This is a genomic window from Photobacterium carnosum, assembly GCF_002849605.1.
GTDB lineage: Bacteria > Pseudomonadota > Gammaproteobacteria > Enterobacterales > Vibrionaceae > Photobacterium > Photobacterium carnosum.
Genome location: NZ_NPIB01000007.1, coordinates 46878 through 65239, shown reverse-complemented (window position 1 = coordinate 65239; position 18362 = coordinate 46878). Strand labels below are relative to the sequence as shown.

At 35.9% G+C, this 18362-nt stretch carries 18 protein-coding genes; 9 read left to right on the top strand and 9 right to left on the bottom strand.

Annotated elements, in window-relative coordinates; all coding sequences use genetic code 11:
- Positions 1–58: 58 nt before the first annotated feature.
- Positions 59–466 carry a nitrous oxide-stimulated promoter family protein gene (locus CIK00_RS08070; protein ID WP_101768379.1) on the bottom strand — a complete coding sequence of 136 codons (408 nt, stop codon included), beginning with the start codon at positions 464–466 and terminating at the stop codon, positions 59–61.
- A 237-nt stretch (positions 467–703) separates the two neighbouring features.
- Here CIK00_RS08070 and CIK00_RS08065 point away from each other — a divergent pair, with 237 nt between their 5' ends.
- Positions 704–997 carry a hypothetical protein gene (locus CIK00_RS08065; RefSeq protein ID WP_005367981.1) on the top strand — a complete coding sequence of 98 codons (294 nt, stop codon included), beginning with the start codon at positions 704–706 and terminating at the stop codon, positions 995–997.
- A 298-nt stretch (positions 998–1295) separates the two neighbouring features.
- The gene (locus CIK00_RS08060; RefSeq protein WP_101768378.1) at positions 1296–1934 is read left to right on the top strand and encodes a thiopurine S-methyltransferase; all 639 of its coding nucleotides are present in this window, start codon (positions 1296–1298) and stop codon (positions 1932–1934) included.
- A 76-nt stretch (positions 1935–2010) separates the two neighbouring features.
- Here the strand turns inward: CIK00_RS08060 and purT are convergent, their stop codons facing one another.
- The 7 genes from purT to sbcB all read right to left on the bottom strand — a co-directional run bounded on the left by purT (position 2011) and on the right by sbcB (position 8720).
- Positions 2011–3186, bottom strand: a complete 1176-nt coding sequence (gene purT / locus CIK00_RS08055) for a formate-dependent phosphoribosylglycinamide formyltransferase (protein WP_101768377.1) — start codon at positions 3184–3186, stop codon at positions 2011–2013.
- Between the two features lie 164 nt (positions 3187–3350).
- Complete coding sequence (locus CIK00_RS08050) at positions 3351–4226, bottom strand: DMT family transporter (RefSeq protein WP_101768376.1); 876 nt, start codon at positions 4224–4226, stop codon at positions 3351–3353.
- A 133-nt stretch (positions 4227–4359) separates the two neighbouring features.
- Positions 4360–5247, bottom strand: a complete 888-nt coding sequence (gene cdd / locus CIK00_RS08045) for a cytidine deaminase (RefSeq protein WP_101768375.1) — start codon at positions 5245–5247, stop codon at positions 4360–4362.
- 212 nt (positions 5248–5459) lie between these two features.
- Entirely contained in the window at positions 5460–6149 is a 690-nt protein-coding gene (locus CIK00_RS08040; RefSeq protein ID WP_101768374.1) for a CidB/LrgB family autolysis modulator, read from the bottom strand.
- Positions 6146–6490: a CidA/LrgA family protein gene (locus CIK00_RS08035; protein WP_101768373.1), complete on the bottom strand. Its 345-nt coding sequence runs from the start codon at positions 6488–6490 to the stop codon at positions 6146–6148. The genes CIK00_RS08040 and CIK00_RS08035 overlap by 4 nt, the downstream gene beginning before the upstream one ends.
- Positions 6491–6607: 117 nt before the next feature.
- Positions 6608–7132 (bottom strand): hypothetical protein, encoded by a 525-nt coding sequence (locus CIK00_RS08030; RefSeq protein WP_144043154.1) that lies wholly within the window; start codon positions 7130–7132, stop codon positions 6608–6610.
- Positions 7133–7298: 166 nt separating this feature from the next.
- Positions 7299–8720, bottom strand: a complete 1422-nt coding sequence (sbcB, locus tag CIK00_RS08025) for an exodeoxyribonuclease I (RefSeq protein WP_101768371.1) — start codon at positions 8718–8720, stop codon at positions 7299–7301.
- A gap of 372 nt (positions 8721–9092) precedes the next feature.
- Here sbcB and CIK00_RS21520 point away from each other — a divergent pair, with 372 nt between their 5' ends.
- The 4 genes from CIK00_RS21520 (at position 9093) to CIK00_RS08005 (ending at position 13836) form a co-directional block, all read left to right on the top strand.
- Complete coding sequence (locus CIK00_RS21520; RefSeq protein WP_233426546.1) at positions 9093–9314, top strand: tyrosine-type recombinase/integrase; 222 nt, start codon at positions 9093–9095, stop codon at positions 9312–9314.
- A 331-nt stretch (positions 9315–9645) separates the two neighbouring features.
- Positions 9646–9873: a hypothetical protein gene (locus tag CIK00_RS08015; protein WP_233426545.1), complete on the top strand. Its 228-nt coding sequence runs from the start codon at positions 9646–9648 to the stop codon at positions 9871–9873.
- Positions 9874–9959: 86 nt separating this feature from the next.
- Entirely contained in the window at positions 9960–12077 is a 2118-nt protein-coding gene (locus CIK00_RS08010; protein ID WP_101768370.1) for an ATP-dependent nuclease, read from the top strand.
- Between the two features lie 73 nt (positions 12078–12150).
- Positions 12151–13836, top strand: a complete 1686-nt coding sequence (locus CIK00_RS08005; RefSeq protein ID WP_202820807.1) for a UvrD-helicase domain-containing protein — start codon at positions 12151–12153, stop codon at positions 13834–13836.
- Between the two features lie 382 nt (positions 13837–14218).
- Here the strand turns inward: CIK00_RS08005 and CIK00_RS21300 are convergent, their stop codons facing one another.
- Positions 14219–14368, bottom strand: coding sequence for a hypothetical protein (locus tag CIK00_RS21300; RefSeq protein WP_167388538.1), 150 nt, complete (start codon positions 14366–14368; stop codon positions 14219–14221).
- 526 nt (positions 14369–14894) lie between these two features.
- Between CIK00_RS21300 and CIK00_RS08000 the strand changes: the two genes are divergently transcribed.
- The 3 genes from CIK00_RS08000 (at position 14895) to CIK00_RS07990 (ending at position 18336) form a co-directional block, all read left to right on the top strand.
- The gene (locus tag CIK00_RS08000; protein WP_101768369.1) at positions 14895–15980 is read left to right on the top strand and encodes a type I restriction endonuclease; all 1086 of its coding nucleotides are present in this window, start codon (positions 14895–14897) and stop codon (positions 15978–15980) included.
- Between the two features lie 391 nt (positions 15981–16371).
- Positions 16372–16503 carry a hypothetical protein gene (locus CIK00_RS21615; protein WP_267893087.1) on the top strand — a complete coding sequence of 44 codons (132 nt, stop codon included), beginning with the start codon at positions 16372–16374 and terminating at the stop codon, positions 16501–16503.
- A gap of 669 nt (positions 16504–17172) precedes the next feature.
- Positions 17173–18336 carry an alpha-hydroxy acid oxidase gene (locus CIK00_RS07990; protein ID WP_101768367.1) on the top strand — a complete coding sequence of 388 codons (1164 nt, stop codon included), beginning with the start codon at positions 17173–17175 and terminating at the stop codon, positions 18334–18336.
- The last annotated feature ends 26 nt before the right edge of the window (positions 18337–18362 follow it).

The following is an 18362-nucleotide window of genomic DNA, read 5'->3' as shown; positions in this document are numbered from 1 at the left end:
TTATGGAAGCAGTCTTTATTCTTTAAGGACTGCATTTTTATATCTGCTTTTTTGTCTATTATTCATTGTTTAATAACGTTTTTCTTTTTTTATGATTAGATATCATTTCTTTGTTTAGTACCGGTATTGCTCTTTTATCCTTGATAAGGTGTTTGATAGCCATAATAGGATGTTTAATTAGCATTTTTGGGCCAGAATAACGCATGATTGTCTGTGACTTTATCTTTTGTTGTGGTTTATAACAATGAATAGGGCACTGTTTACAGCTGGGTTTATCTTCACCATAAGGGCATCGATCGAGACGTTGTTTTACATAGATCCTAAATTGCTCACAGTCATCACAGAGTTGAAATTTGTTATTATTGATTTGATGATGTTTTAAGCAATAAAGATCGATCATTGCCGTTATAGTCCTAAATTCATCATTAAGTTGACCAAATAGGTGAAAGTCGTCTTTTTTATCCATGTATTGTTACCTGTTATAAGTTAAAGGAATTATTCTAACGCTTACAAAGATGTATTTTAAATAAAACTTTTCAAAAGAGTAAAAATAAATAGAAATACGATTTTTTGTGGTAATAAGTGTTAATAATGTTATTAGAGTGAAAAATTTAATGATTAAACACAAGAAACATGCGGAGATGGCTTGATTTAACGGGAGTTGAGCAGTAGTATCCACGCCTCGATTTTTATGGTGGTGTATATGAGCAGATTTGAGTGCCTTGAAAGAATTGTCGACGAATATCGTAAGAAAGTTCGTGACGCAGAGTTTAACCGTCAGAACGATAGCGAAGTGGCTAAAGTTCTAGTTTTATTAGTCGGTAACTCAATGTTCAGTCTGGCTGATGAATTTGCTGATTGGGTTAATCGTGGCGGTGATCGTAGCTATGGCGGTAAGTTTTTTGTTTCTAAGCAACTAATGACGTTGTTAGAGCCAGTAACTTTCCGTGGCGTAACGGTTCGTCGTGATTCGATTAAACTATTCAGAATTTCATAACCTGAGTGGCTTCCAATCGTTATTCAATGACTCTCCGATAGAAAAATTGAAAAACAGATTTTTGATCTAGCTATCAGCGTGGTCAATAAAAAGGGGATGCTATGGCATCCCTTTTTTGTTGATTATTATAAAGTGACATGTTCACCTGCATTACCTTGTTTATCTTCTCTTCCTGCACTTTCGATTTTTCCTATTCCTGCTGTTTTCCTGTTTCTTCTGTACTTAACCCTTGAGTCTCAATAGCGACTTATGGTCAACTAGCATCAAATAAAAAATATATAAAGAAAGAAGGTAATACATGGACGCTGAATTTTGGCATAGCCGTTGGGCTGAAGATCGTATCGGGTTTCATTTAACCGACGTTAATCCATTATTAATAAAACACTGGTCACAGGTTAATGCTCAACGTGATGATCGTGTGTTAGTACCAATGTGTGGCAAATCAGAAGACTTAGTTTGGCTTGCGGCGCGTCATAATGATGTGGTTGGGATTGAACTGAGTGATATTGCTGTAAAAGCTTTTTTTGCTGAGAATCTTTACACGCCATTAGTCATCGGGATCGGCTGTGAGCATGTGTATTCATTTGATGAGATCACAATTTATCAAGGGGACTATTTTACCGTTCCTGTTGCACCGGTTGATGTGGTGTATGATCGTGCGGCATTAGTTGCGATGCCACAATCAATGCGTGAACGTTATGTTGAGCGTTTATTGCAGTTGATTAAACCCGGTGGGCGTATTTTATTAGTGACCTTAGATTACCCTCAATCACAAATGGACGGGCCTCCATTCTCCGTGCCTAAGGCTGAAATAGAAGCGTTATTCAGTGGTTGTAAGATCACCCATTTAGAACGTGATGAAGCTGATGCAACCCATCCTCGTCGTCAACGTGGTGTCGAGCGTTTCGCTGAAGAAGTATGGCTAATTGAAGTTTAATAAACTCACAATAGCGTAGCTGAAAAAACAAAGGCGTCTATGTGACGCCTTTATTGTCTTTATTGCACCGCTAAGGCTACAGAATGACGTTAACATCTGCTGCCGTAGCAATGGCATCAGTAACAGCTGTGTCAATGTCATCACGGCGTGTAAGCGCAACCCCAAGACGGCGGCGACCATTGATTTCAGGTTTGCCAAACAGTCTTATTTGCGTTTGTGGACGAGATAACGCAGCGGTTAAATTATCAAATCGAATATTGGTAGAAATACCTTCAGCAAGAATAACCGCAGAAGCTGATGCACCATACTGTGTAATCGTGGTAATTGGCATGCCTAAAAAGGCACGGACATGCAATGCAAATTCAGATAACTCTTGAGAGATCAGGGTTACCATTCCTGTATCGTGTGGGCGAGGGGATACTTCGCTAAACAGCACTGTATCGCCTTTAACGAACAATTCCACCCCAAATAGACCATAACCGCCTAATTCGTTTACAACCTTCTTAGCAACGTTCTCAGCCGCTTTTAAGGCTGCCTTTGACATTTGCTGTGGTTGCCACGACTCGCGGTAGTCGCCATTCTCTTGACGATGACCAATTGGCGCACAGAAATGCACACCATCAACCGCGCGTACTGTGAGAAGTGTGATTTCATAATCAAAATCGACAAAGCCTTCAACAATGACTCGGCCTGCGCCTGCACGTCCACCTTCTTGTGCGTATTGCCATGCTGATTCAATGTCTGCGGTAGTTTTAATCACGCTTTGACCTTTGCCAGATGAACTCATGATCGGCTTTACAACACACGGCATGCCAATGCGATGCACTGAGGCTTCAAAATCGGCATATTGATCAGAAAATTCATAAGGCGAGGTTGGAATGGCTAAGGTTTCAGCGGCAAGACGACGAATGCCTTCACGGTTCATGGTCAGTTTAGTCGCGTTAGCGGTGGGTACGACATTGACACCTTGGCTTTCAAGTTCAACTAAAGTATCTGTCGCAATTGCTTCAATTTCAGGTACAACAAAGTGGGGTTGTTCAAGGGCAATAATATGTTTAAGTGCATCACCATCTAACATATCAATCACATGGCTACGATGTGCTACCTGCATTGCTGGCGCATTCTCATAACGATCAACAGCAATCACTTCAAGCCCAAGACGCTGACACTCAATAGCAACTTCTTTACCTAGCTCACCAGAGCCAAGCAGTAATACACGGGTTGCATCAGAACAAGTAGCGGTACCAAACATTGAAATTCCTTACGATTTGTCATTAAAGGTGAAATCTGTCGCTAATAATACCTTATTTTGATGTTTGCGCAATCGTTTGCTTTTGGTGGGTGTTTGATAGAAAGATCATAATTGAAGAACGTGAAGCGAAAAAAAACCGCTTATCATAAGCGGTTTTAATGTGGTTATTTTTTACGATTTTCCCAATGGGTAATAAAAGCAACGGAGAGAATAATAATCCCAGCACCAAGCCATAATCGTCCGGGTGGTGCCCAGCCAAAGACTAACCATCCACCTAATACGTTTAAAGGTAATTTAGCATGATCAAAAGGTTGGACAAAAGAAGCATCAGCCACCGCATAGGCTTTAGCGATTGCCCATTGTGCTAACCCAGTTAATAAACCTGCCAGAATTAATAACCACCAGCCCAAACCGATTGTTGGCATGGTAAAATCAGGCGCAGCTAAAATAAGATTGAATGGCGTCATTAAAATAAGTAGATACATCACGATGGTTGTGGGTGATTCATGGCTAGATTGTTTTTTCACCATCAATGAATAAGCTGCCCAGAAAAAGGCTGCACCTACAGGCAATAATGTCGCGATGTTAAAATCTTCAGACCATGGCTCAAGAATAATCATTGCACCAACAAAACCACCTAACGTTGCTAACCAACGCGCTTTACCGACAGTTTCTTTAAGAATGAGCCCTGAACCAATGGTTGCAAACAGCGGGGAAATCATCAGTAATGCAATACCTTGCCAAATAGGAACAGGGTAGGCTAATGCCCATAACCATAACTGAATACCAATAACTGCAAAAAACACCCGTAAGCAGTGTAACCAAAAATGATTAGTTTTAAGCGATTGACGAATGCCTAACTTGCGTAGCCAAGGCAGCATTGCGATCAATGCAATAAAGTATTGGATCAACGCCACAGAGGTGGAAGGAACATGCATTTTGATACTAAGGTACTGAGCTAAGCTATTTACTACGGCAAACGCGAGCCCGGCAGTTAGCATCCATGCTGCGCCTCGCAGAGGATTATGTGTTTGAGACATTGTCATTGGCTTCTAATAATTAGGTGGCAAGATGATACGCTTTTGGTGTTTGATAGCCAACATTGATCAAGTTTAGATAACAAAAAACCGCCACTTAGGCGGTCTCTTCAATCTTTTTAAATCAATTGCAGACTTAATAAGCAACATACGTTAATTGTATATCGGGATTAAGTGCATCTAACAATGCTTGTGTACGCGCTAATTGACTAATTTTACTTTCAGCACTTTCTACCAGTGCCGCTTCTGCAATTTCAGATAATGAATAGTTAGACATATTCATATTAATTAATGCAACTTGCAGAGGCGGTAAGCTTGGGTTGAATGCCGCATTTTCTGCATACATTCCTTCAAAGATACGACCATCTTGTGCTTTTAATGCCACACCACTGAAATTCTTTGAGTAAGGTGCATGTGAACGGTTGGCTGCATTACACGCGCTAATCGCAAGCTCTGAATTTTCTTCAATACGAATACCATTATTCAAATCACTTAATAGACCCTCTTTAACCCCTAAATCTAGCGGGCCGAAAGAATCAGGTAGGTATTGTTGCAGCGTCATTGGTTCGCGTTGTGGCAGTTGGATGATCATGTCGTTAGCAGAGGTTAATTCATTCATAAACTGACGGCAGTGACCACAAGGGCTGTAGTTAATAGTGACATCTTTAATGCCCACTTCGCCCTTGATCCATGCGTGGCTAATAGCCGATTGCTCAGCATGAATAGTACAAGCCATGCTTGCGTTTTCAAATTCCATATTAGCGCCAAAATATAAGCGGCCAGATGTGCCACGTACAATTGCACCAACATAGAAATTAGAAATAGGGACTACAGCATAGGAAGCAGCAAGAGGAAGGAGGGCCAAGCGAAGTTCAGTATCAGTCATGTGCGTTGTTGATAATAAACATTCAAATTGCTCAGGACTGATAGTCGAATCGAAATCTGAAGCTTCAATAATAGGCTTTAAAGCTGACGCCAATTCAGCAGGTAATAAGCTTAATGCTTTTATAACACGTGCGTACATTGGGTGTTACTCCTTCATTGTTTATGGCAAAACATTCTATGTGAATCACAGTACGCTGAGAGTGATCTTGATCACATTATTTACTTTGCTATTACACCTATTACATTATTGAGAGTGGCGTCACACTTGTTTCTGTAATTAACAAGACATTATTTCAATGACTTGTTGAAATTTTATTATTTTGATTACTTTATGTTCGATTACGTGTTGCGCTACGAAGCATGACCAAACAAGTGTAAAAGCAAAGGGAACATCAGCGGGGCTAATAGGGTTGTCATAATGCCGCAAATAACCAAGGCTAACGAACTAAATGCCCCTTCTTGATAGTTTTCTTCTACAGCTTTGGCTGTGCCTAATGCATGTGAAACCGTACCAATCGATAAGCCTTTTGCTAATGGGTGTTTTACACGGAATAGCTTCATGATCGGATAACCTAATACCGCGCCAAATAACCCGACAATAATCACCATTGCAGAAGTGATCGCAGGAATACCACCAATTTGTTGAGAAGCCGCCATTGCAAGGGGCGTAGTGATAGATTTAGGTAAAATACTTGCCGCAAGTTGAGCATCCGCACCCATTGAAAAAGCAATCGCAGTACCAAAGGTCATTGATAACACGCTGCCAACAAAACATGAGGTTAAAATGGTTTTCCACTTACTACGAATAAGTCCAATTTGTTGATATAACGGGAAAGCTAATGCAACAACGGCCGGGCCTAACAAATAGTTGATCACTTCATTTTGAGCAAAATAAGTTTGGTAAGGCACTTCCAGCCATTTTAGTGCCAGAATCATGATAATAAGGGTGATCAAAAGAGGGTTGAAAAAAGGGTTTTTAATGTTCATCGCTAAATAACGTGCAGAATAAAAACAGACTAAAGTTGCCACTAGCCAAATCATGAATTTTTCTCCTTATGGTGTACTGCTAACCCGATTACAATTAATACAATAGTGGTGCTACCAAGAGTACTTGCAAAAATAATAGCGGCATTATTTTCAATGATGCCTAAGTAATTCATTAAACCGACACCCACGGGAACAAATAACAGTGCCATATGTTTAATTAATAGATTACAGGTACTTTCAACCCATTCAGCACGACAAATTCCAGTAACCAGGCCGATAAAGAGGATAAATAAACCAATAATACTGCCAGGAACCGGTAATCCAGAAAAATGCTGAATGCCTTGCCCTAAAAAGAAACAAGCCATGACGATGGCAAATGAGCGGATGTAATTCATGTGTAGAATAACTCTTAAATGTTTTATTCATCATACAAATTAGCATGACAATTGTCACACTAATTTTTTAAGATTAACGGACTATATGAGTTTTCGTTGATAAAACAAGCGATAATGTTAATTAATCGTAAATACATACAAGCTTATTAGTAGTGTGAATGTAATGATTATTGTTGTAAGAATAGTTGCATAATTAGTCTTTATCACTAATGAAAAAGGTTTTCTGGTGTGTTTTTTTGCGATGTTTGACCATGATGGCGTTTTTTTTAATACCGAGGTTTCATTGCGTACTGCTGCGGTATTGGGTAATGACACGCGAAAGCCATAACTAGGGATAATATAGATAGGTATAGCCATTTTTCCATGACGAAATAATTTTTTAGACAGTGATAATAATAGAATATTGAGATCATAATGATGATCACCGCTATCTTCGAATGCATTGGGATAGATAAAGGTATAACGGTACACCGACTCAATACTGACAACTTCACCAGCAAGATGACAAAGAGAGGCTAAAAAACGGGATTCGTCATCAGTTAATAGTATTTGTTGATTATCATGCCATCGAAGTAGCCTATCTTCAGGAATAAAATCAATACCTTCAAAGCGATAACATTTTATTGCCGTTTTCGTTGTCATTATTCCACCCATTTGTAAACGCCTCGAACACAACCTCACTCGATAGCATTAAGTGTTGACGTAATTGCGACAATCATCAAATAACAGGTCTTATTAATAATAAAAAAGCCCATCACATGATTATTATGATGAGCTTATTGTGTTTTTAAATGTGTAACACCATGAATTACATTAACTTATTAATATAGTCATATAACGACTTCATGATCTTCATTTTATTTTCATTGGATTGGCAATCGAGCGCAGCTGCTTCAAAGCTCTCCATGTACTTAGTCATGTTCTGTTCAAAGAAATCTTGGCAATGATGCTTCCAACGCTGCTGTTCTTGATAGGTAAGCGTTAATGGGTAATTTCGTGCACGATAACGGAACAACAGCGGTTTAATACGTTCATCTTCAACATTGATTTCTAATGTTGCCAGTGCATCAACCTCAGTTTCACGAATAATATCCATCGTAGAACGATCAGCGGTTGAGAAGAAGCCATCGTAAAGCATGGTATCAACGTTATCACTATTGGCGTATTCACGTTTAACACTGAACATTTCAAGTAACTTTGCACGAACTTCAGGGTGCTGTTTTAATAATGCCAAATGTTTAAGGCATAATTCACGATCAATACCGAGTCGCGCTGCATCTTCTGCTTTAAGCGTTTTCGCAGGCGCAAGCACTGGACACTTATTTAAATGCACTTCTTTAATCGGGACGGGTAATTCATCAGGACCAAGATCGATACGCTTAGTGTATAAACGCTCACGCAGTTGATCAGCATTCATCTCAATTAATGGGGTTGGATCTTGGGCAAGGTTAACGCAGATCACCGCATTTTTATTGTCAGGATGCCACGCCATCGGTACGATCCAACTGGTATTGCCACATTCAGTGCCAAACATACCGGATACATGCACAATAGGGGTTAAATCAACAATATCAATCAGATCTTGTAATTTACGCTTATGACGCAACTCAAACAGGTAATCAAACAGCTTAGGTTGGTTTTGCTTTAAAATCTTCGCCAGCTCAATCGTGGCGTACACATCAGCCATAGCATCATGGGCATTCGCGTGTTCAATGCCATTCGCGATAGAGAGCTTCTCAAGCTTAAAGCTCGGACGACCTTCATCATCTGTTGGCCAGTTAATACCATCAGGACGCAATGCATAACAAGTACGCATGATATCGAGTAAATCCCAACGAGAGTTGCCGTTTTGCCATGCCCAGCCATAAGGGTCATAAAAGTTACGGTATAACGTATAACGGGTAACTTCATCATCAAAGCGAACATTGTTATAACCAATGACACAGGTATTTGGCTTTGATAGCTCAGCATGAATTTGCGCAATAAACTCAGGCTCTGATAAACCTTTCTCCATTGCTTCTTGTGGCGTAATACCCGTAATCAAACATGCTTCAGGTGACGGCAAGTAATCGGCTGGTGGCTTACAATAGATCACCAAAGGCTCACCGATGATGTTCATCTCCATATCGGTACGCACCCCTGCAAACTGGCAAGGGCGATCATTCGCTGGACTGGCACCAAAGGTTTCGTAATCAATCCAGTATAAGCTTGGTTCGTTGGTTTTTTTCATAGTTTTCCCAAAAGCCGTTGGCTCAATATTAAGTTACCGTAATTAATGACACGCTGCATATCAACTTAATATTTTCTTAAAGCAATACGTTATAAAGCTAAGTATCCCGTAACTGACCTAACAGAGGCAAGTTTTTAGGGAAAATAAAGCGTCCCCATCGTCATTCCCTACAGTGAATGCTCGCGGAGGGCGATAGGGAATCTACTATTCGCGTGTTGTAGGGTTATTTTTTACTGTTTTGCATTGGCGTCATTAATACTCAAACATGTGGTGAATCGATCACTGATAGCTCACCCAATAAAGCGAACCATAATCAACACGCCAATAAGACGCCCAATACCAACTAAAGTAAGGGCGATTTTAGAACGAGTAATGGCAACCTACGATGATGTGTTGTTCTCTGGTGGTGATCTTGATAAGCCGATAACTATTTCAGCCGCTAACCGTTATATCCGCCGTATAAGAGATGGCTTACCCATTGACGATTGGTGTACCCATGATTTTAGACGTTCGTTATCCACCGATGCATCAGAGCTTGGTGTAATGCCACATGTAGTTGAGAAGATGTTAGGCCATGAGCTGAGCAGTTTATAACAAACATGATTGGTTGAAAGACCAGTTAGAAGGGTATGAGCTGTATGCTGAGAAGCTGGATAGTTATTTGAAGTAGGTTTGGTTATGGATTTAATCCGTGTTGGATATAGTTTCTAACACGGAAATGTCCCTTTATGAGTTCGACCTAATATTTATTTATATACTGTTCATGCACTTAAACAGCTGCAAATAGCGACCAGAGGTGAAACATTACGTTTAATGGAATATTGGCGTGGTGTTTACCTTGAAAAGGCGTTAACAGCGTTATGTGCGACTGCAATAGCTGAAGCTACTCAATAGAATGGCCAAGTATGCCCAGAGTGTAATGGTAGTGGATAAAAAGCATAATCGTTGTAAGTGCCAATGCTGTAAAGTTGGTCGTATTGTATGGATACAAGAAACTCGATTTGCGTATTTTGCTCAAGTTCTGCCAGTAACCTATAGCCGTTTTAAGCGTTATAACATGGTGTTGAGTCTTTTGGTGGTTTGGTTGATAGAAAATAGGGCTGTGATGGCGATGGAAGATCAGGTTGAGAGGGAAGGTTGTGTATTTATATGAGATAAGGTGAGCTGCATCTCAGGTTATAATTTGAATTAGGGTATTATCAAAACTTCTAAATTACGTTAAGTAAGAGCTCTAACCGTATGTATATTAGTAGTTTATCGATAGTTAATTTTAAGAATTTCAAGCATTCCACTTTTAAATTTGTAAAAGATTCAGTGAACACAATAATAGGGGAAAACGCTGCGGGTAAAACTAATGTTTTTCAAGCAATGAGATTAGTATTGGATGAATCACTTCCTTCAAATGTTAAGCAACTTACGTCTGATGATTTTCATCGTGGTTTAGGACAACCTTTTGGTCACTGGATCGTCATAGCTATTTTTTTTGATGATCTTTCAGATACAGAAGAAGAACAGGTATTAGCAAACTATGTTCTTAATACTCATGGTAAATTAAAATCTACAGGAAAAGGGACATACACTTTTTTATTTAGACCTAAATTCTATATTAGACAGGCTCTTTATGACATTGCTACAGGTCATGATACTCGACATCAGCGTGAAGAGAGTTTTAATAACTTAGTATCTGGTTTACTTATTGGTAGAGAGACATATGAAGCAATTGCCTTTACCAGAACTACACTTGATTTTACTAATGAAGTAACTTATCGAGATAAAGTTGGTGATTTTGAAGATTATATTTTTCCAGACCCGAATCAAGAAAATGCTGCTGAGATTGGTATTCAGAAACCTCCTTATTTTTCAATTGTAAGCGAAGTTGCATGTACTTATGTAAAAGCATTACGAAATGTAGTATCTGATTTAAAATACTATAAGACAAATCCATTATATAAACTACTTACATTAAAAAGTAAGGAAATTAACGATCAAAATAATGTTGTAGAAGATATTATTAATGTAAATAAGAAGATTTCTTCTATACCAGAAATTGACTCGTTGAGTAAAAATATTTCTCGTTCATTATTAAATACAGTTGGTTCGACATATTCACCAAAGATTTGTGTATCATCTCAGTTACCTGAGGATTTTACTGAATTAGTTCAGTCATTGGGTTTAATAGTAGAAGACTCAATGTACTATCAAGGCACAGGGAGAATTGAAGATCTAAGTTTGGGTGGTGCTAACCTTATTTATTTAGCCCTTAAACTATACGAGTACGAATCTATTAGAGATAGTGCTGAACATATTACACATTTTCTATTGATTGAAGAACCAGAAGCACATATTCATAACCATATACAGAAAACTTTATTTGATACATTTAATTTTAATAATACTCAAGTATTTGTTTCGACGCATTCAACGCAAATAAGCTCATCTTCAAAAATATCATCAATGAATATTTTGTCGAGAAAGGAGACAGAAACAGAGGTATATTCTCCTGCATATGGTTTAGAATTAAGACAAGTTAAACGAATGGAGAGATATCTGGATGCAATTCGTAGTGATGTACTTTTTGCAAAAAGTACTATTTTAGTTGAAGGTGATGCTGAGCTTATATTAATACCTGCAATGGTAAAATCTGCACTAGGTGTCAGTCTAGATGAAATGGGGATAAGCTTAGTAAAAGTGGATGGAACTGTATTTAAGCATGTTTGTAATTTATTTCATGAAAAAAGAATTAGAAATTATTGTGCAATATTAACTGATTTAGATGCGGCTTATATAACAGAGGTCAATGATACATTCGCAACTGCAGATTATATAAAGTCACAATTTGCCGCTCAAGAAAGTGGGTCGATGAGAAAATCTGAATTAGATGAGTATACGGTAGGTAATGATTATACTGAAGCATATTACGCAAAGAACACTTTTGAAACAGAATTAATTGAAAATAATAAGAATATCTCTATGTTTACGAAGGTTGTAAATAATGAATATACAAGGCAGTATGATAAAAATAGAGTCAATGAAAACCTATCATCTGATTATTTGCCGTTGAGGTATGACTCTGTACTTAAATTAGCTAAAAAGGTTGGTAAAGGGTGGCTAGCTACTGAGTTAGTTGATCATATAGATCATAATTGTCATATACCAGACTATATTCTTAACGCATTGATGTTTGCTTTAAAAGGAAGAAATATAGATGATATTTTATGGAAAATGATGAATTATAATATTGAACTAATGAATGCTGAATCTCAATCCCTATTCGATGTAACGAAAAGTTTAAAAGAAAATATTAAAATTCACACTAGTCATTGGGATAATTCATTTTCAAGATTTGTGAGTTTATAATGCCTTATAAGAAACTGACTAAAGAACAAATGAATGCAGTAGAATATGATGATAATCTACTGCTTACTGCTTACTGCTTACTGCTTGTCCTGGATCTGGAAAAACTAAAACACTTGTTTCAAAATTAGCCTATATAATTGAAAATAAAGATCGATTACTTATTGGTAAAAGAAAGGTGATTGCTCTAACTTATACAAATATTGCAGCGGACACAATTACAGAACGGTTAATGTCTTATGGAATTAGTGATAAATCAGTATGGGTTGGTACTATTCATTCGTTTTGTTTACAATGGATTATAAAAACAAATATTAATTTAGTCCCTAGATTGAGTAAAGGTTATGTAATAATTGATGAGCACGAAAAAGAAAAATTAATCAATGATCTAAAAGAAAAATATGACTTTGGATTATATGATAATATAATTACTTCATTATCAATTAATTATCAATATGAATATTTAGATAAGACATCTAATCATTATAAATTAGTCGATGAATATCATCAGTACTTGAGAGAAAATAAATATATTGATTTTGAGTTGATATTAAACATTAGCTATAGACTATTAAATGAATATTCTGGAATGTGTGGTAGCCTTGCTGCATTAATACATCATGTTCTTATAGATGAATATCAAGATACATCGACAATTCAATATGAAATATTACGGTTTATCATTGAAAAAGGAAAGTCAAAAATCACGCTGATTGGTGATCAAGAGCAAGCTATTTATACTGGCCTTGGTGCGGAAATAAAAAATAAAGAAGAGCTTATTGATTACTTTAAGCTTGAAAGGCTAGAAGATATGGCTCTGACTGGTTGTTTTAGAAGTAGCCAACGTATTATAGATTTCTATAAAAAATATCAAGATGGCGGAATTGATATTCAGTCAAAATCATTATTAAAAGACTTTAAATCTGTTGTACATATAGAGACGACCATTGATAAGAGTCAATTGTCTAATTATATCCATGCGATAATTCAATCGCATTTAGATAGTGGTTTATCTGAAAAAGAAATTGTTATTCTTTGTCCAAGTTGGTTTGATGTGATGCAGCGATCAAGAGAATTAGACATACTTGATAAAGATTACTCAATTGATGGTTTAGTTGTATCGCCTATTCCTAAAAGTAATAATAATATGTGGTTGGATTTAGTTAGTCTGGCTCTTACTGAACCAAGTATAGAAAACTATTTAAAAAGAAAAATGCTTGCTAATACATTAAGCGAACATCTGAAAGATTGTTGTATATTCGATACCGTTTTAGGCGTGAGAGGTATACTTAAAGCTGTTAATAGATTAGATGTATCTGTGGATCAAAGTATAGAAACTTGGATTGAAGAAAATGTTAGAGAGTTTTGTTCTAGTCTTTCTATAAATATCGATAGTAATATGTTAGCAATGTTGAATCTAAATAGTCTTCTTGAATCAACTAGAGAACGAATTAATAAATACGATATGCAATATAGAGCAAGTGATTTAGAACGATTTTTTGGTAAATCAAAAGGTATAAAAATCACTACTTGTCATTCTACGAAAGGGGATGAATACGATATTGTAATATGTACAGGACTTCTTGAAGGGAAAATCCCTCATTGGAACGATGTATATGTAGGAACTCAACATGCTAATTATGTTGCAAGACGCTTATTATATGTGATTGGTTCAAGGGCGAGAAAGCACTTATATATGATATCAGAAAGAGGTCACCAAACTAAAAAACGTGTGAATTATAAAATTACACCACAGCTTTAATTAGATACAATTATATTAATCTATTAAATAAACAGTGAGTAAAAGTATTAATGCCTTAAAGCTTTTTTGAATGAATATTATTTATTTTTATCGTTTATATTTTGTCAGTTTCTATTGATATAAATTAAAAAAGTAGACATTATCTGCACATTGCAGAACCTCACCTACTCGGTTGCTTGGTCGCGAGTATGCTGGCGGTTGTAGTAGAATTAGTGGGCGAGTACGTTGCTGAAGACTATTTGGTGATAGGTCGTTATGTGCGAATGAGCGGCTGGCTTGAATTTGTTTATTCGTCAGTGTGAGTTTGAATAAAAGTTAATAATAATGTGGATGACTAATAGTATTAGAGATGATATTATTTTCGAAGGTGATATATACCAATTTAAAAAGAAGAACAAAATAAAAATAAACGCTTTCCATTTAATTCTGGTGCAGAAGTTTTGTAATTATTCGACATTAATGTTTTAGCATTTTTCAAGAGTAGGCTGAGCATGTCTTGAGCCGATAAACGCTTAGTTTTTGTTTTGTTCATGATCTCTCCAGCTCTTTTTTATATAGTGGCATTGTATAACAGTATATTAAATCATGTCCTGAATTTTATGGTTATTTGTTATTTAATATATTTTTTGGTATAGATTGAAGTGGTACAGTTATATAAACACAAACATCAGAACGTACTAGATTTATTATTTATGTGGTTCCATAATTAAACTAAGTTATATTTATATAGTATTAGATTGGTACGTAAAATAAATAACTTTGTCTGTGAAGTGCCCTAAGAAATAATCAAACTGATTTAATTGTTTTATATAATTAGGTTAAAAGTTACTGTAATCAATGACACAATGTAATATAAGTTAATTATTACCAGTGACTTATCGCTGATTTAAGCATCATATATTGCGGAACAGTTGATAATTTTTAGCATTCAAAATTATACATAGATCAAATAATAGCAAGTTACTTCATAAGAAAATGCAATTTATTGCTCCTATATGAAACCGATATGATATAGTGATATATGCAATTAATTTAATTGTTTCATTAGTGGTGTGTATATGGACTTTATCGATCGTTTACAGAATTTATCAAAAAAAATCTCACAGATAGGTTCTACATTAGAGACAGAAGAAGCAACAAAAAATGCTCTTATTATGCCATTCTTACATACAGTTTTGGGTTACGATGTTTTTGATCCAACGGAAGTTGTTCCTGAATTTAATGCAGATACTGGTACTAAAAAAGGAGAAAAAGTTGATTATGCTCTTCTTAAAGATGGTGAAGTTCAAATTTTAATTGAATGTAAAAAATTTGGTGAAAAATTATCAACCAAACATGCAAGCCAACTTTTCCGATATTTTTCAGTTACTAATGCTCGTATTGCCATACTTACTAATGGTGATATTTATGAATTTTATACAGATTTAGATGCTCCAAATAAAATGGATGAAAAACCATTTTTGATCTTGAATATGTCTGACTTAGACGAGCATATTGTTCCAGAAGTTAAAAAACTGACTAAGTCTTCATTTGATGTAGATTCAGTTGTTGATGCAGCTGGAGAGCTTAAATATCTTAATCAGATCAAAGTGGTATTGAAAGAACAGTTTAATGCTCCAGAAGAAGAATTTGTTAAGTTCTTTACATCGAGAGTATATGAAGGGGTACAAACTGCAAAAGTTAAGGCTCAATTTTTAGATATTACAACGAAAGCTTTAAAGCAATTTTTAAATGATAGTATTAATAATCGATTAAAATCTGCGATTGGTACTAATGATGATGTTTCAATGAAGATACCGTTAATGCCTGAGTCTATAGCTGAAATTGAGTTAGATATAGTAGATGAAAAATCTAAGGTTGAAACAACGCAAGATGAGTTAGATGGTTTTAATATTATTAAAGCAATTTTGCGTTCAAAATTTGCAGTTGCACGTATTACTCATCGAGATACGCAAAGTTACTTTGGTGTGTTATTAGATGATAATAATAGAAAACCATTATGTAGATTACATTTTAATGCAAAACAAAAGTATCTTGGTGTCGTTGGTGAAAATAAGAAAGAAGTTAGACATCCCATTGCAGCATTAGATGATATTTTCATGCATAGTGATTTGTTGTTAGAAGCAGCATCTAAGTTTGAATGATAAATTAAGGAGGGTAGGCCTCCTTGATTTGTTTTTTACAAGATACATTGTTGCTCGACTTGTGATTTGAAATATCTCTAATGCTTCAACGTGACTAATTAAAATATACGTTGATTACCCATTAAGTTCAGTATGATGTTTTCCGATAGCGGCGAATATTGGTAGTTGCTTTCTTGTTTACTTTTGCACTGTGACAGCGTCACGTTTAAGCTGTTATTTGTGCTATAAGTGATGTTTACAGTAGGCTAGTTATTCTAATTGGACATATTTAGTTCATTATTGACAAGTTTTACTAATAAAATGAGAAAATAAACTCGATTTATGGTGTGCTGGTAACGGGTATCACCTTTAAATCAGCCTTCCATATTTAATTTTTTATATCTTTCCGGTAATGACTGACTACAATATTGCCAAGTGCCAAGTGCCAAGTGCCAAGTGCCAAGTGCCAAGTGCCAAGTGCCAAGTGCCAAGTGCCAAGTGCCAAGTGCCAAGTGCCAAGTGCCAAGTGCCAAGTGCCAAGTGATTGTTTGATTTATTTCATCGCTATGAATATGATAGTTCATAAATTGTAATGGAAGATGTACTGTTGATAATAATATTCTGCTAATTGGTGCTGAGACACTTATTGAAAATTAATTTTAGGTGATGATTCTTTGATAGTTAAATTCATAGAGTAATTTTTAACTTAACGTATATTTTATAATTACGGTATTTGTTTGATGAAATAGTAATGAGTAAATATAAATATGCTAAGTAGGGTGGGTAAGAGGTGATATTTTTACTTACTTTTAAATTGTGACAGCGTCACTTAATTGCTGATTTTTGTGATAGATGAGAGACGTATAGTTGTATTATTGTCATTATTGAGTTATTTTTGTTCTTTATTGGCGCGCTATGGTGATGAATACCTTTAATTTTGCATATTATTCTGATAATAACTCACTATAATGTTGTTTTTTATAATGAATCAAAGAAAGTAACCAGTAAAATCCTCGTGATTATTTATTTTAGTCTGTACTTATGAAGATGCTATTTTATTATATTTATATACTAAATGTCGAAATGTAATTTTTTACTTATAATTGATAAAAGTGATAGTCGTTTGTTTTTTTTGTGATATATATGTAATAGAAATATAAAGTTCAGTTATAAATTCTAATAAAAATATCATCAAAATAATAAAGGAAGTCTCATGAAAGACTATTTTAATACTGCATACCCATCCATTGATCTTCTTAGAAAAAAAGCCAAATCACGGTTACCGAAGTTTGCGTTTGAATACGTGGATGGCGGTTGTAACAATGAGATTGGTTTAAGACGAAATACTGATGACATTCGTAAGCTTGAACTTATTCCTTATTATTTGAGAGATTATAAGGATGTATCTTTAAAAACGACATTGTTTGGTGAAACATATGATGCGCCATTTGGTGTAAGTCCTGTTGGACTTCAAGGATTAATTTGGCCGCAAGCACCAGAGATTTTAGCAAAAGCGGCTTTTGATAATAATGTACCGTTTGTGTTGAGCACTGTCTCTACTTCATCAATTGAAACTATTGCTGAAATTACTGAAGGTAAAATGTGGTTTCAACTTTATCATCCCGTTGATGATGCTATTACGGATGATTTACTTGCCCGTTGTAAGGCGGCAGGAGTTAAAACATTAGTATTACTATCTGATGTTCCAACCTTTGCTTATCGTCCTAAAGAAATAAAAAATGGTTTGGCGATGCCGCCAAAAATGACAGCAGAAAATATGCTACAAATTATGCTTTCTCCTGAATGGGCGCTTGAGACATTAATTAAAGGTAAGCCGGAATTTAAATCGTTAACTAAATATATGTCTGGTTCAATGAATATGCACCACTTAGCGTTGTTCATGGATAAAACATTTAATGGACGTTTAAGTGAAGAAAAAGTACGTAAGTTACGCGATAAGTGGGATGGTAACTTAGTATTAAAAGGGTTATCAACTGTTGAAGATGCAAAAAAAGCGATTGAAATTGGTCTTGATGGGATTATTGTATCTAACCACGGTGGACGTCAATTGGATGCGGGTCCATCAACCATTAGTAAAGGTATTGAAATTCTTAATGCTTGTAAAGGTCAAACAACCATTATGATGGATAGCGGTATTAGAGAAGGTTCTGATATTGCTTGTACATTGGCTGCGGGAATGGACTTTACGTTTATGGGACGTAGTTTTATGTACAGTGTGGGTGCTCTTGGTCAAAATGGTGGTTATCACGCAATGAATATGTTGAAAAAACAACTTCAGCAGGTGATGGAGCAAGTATGTTGTGAAAAACCACAAGATTTGCCTAATCATCTTGCTCAAATTAAAAATCTTTGGTAATTGATTGTTTGTATTAAAAAATGGAA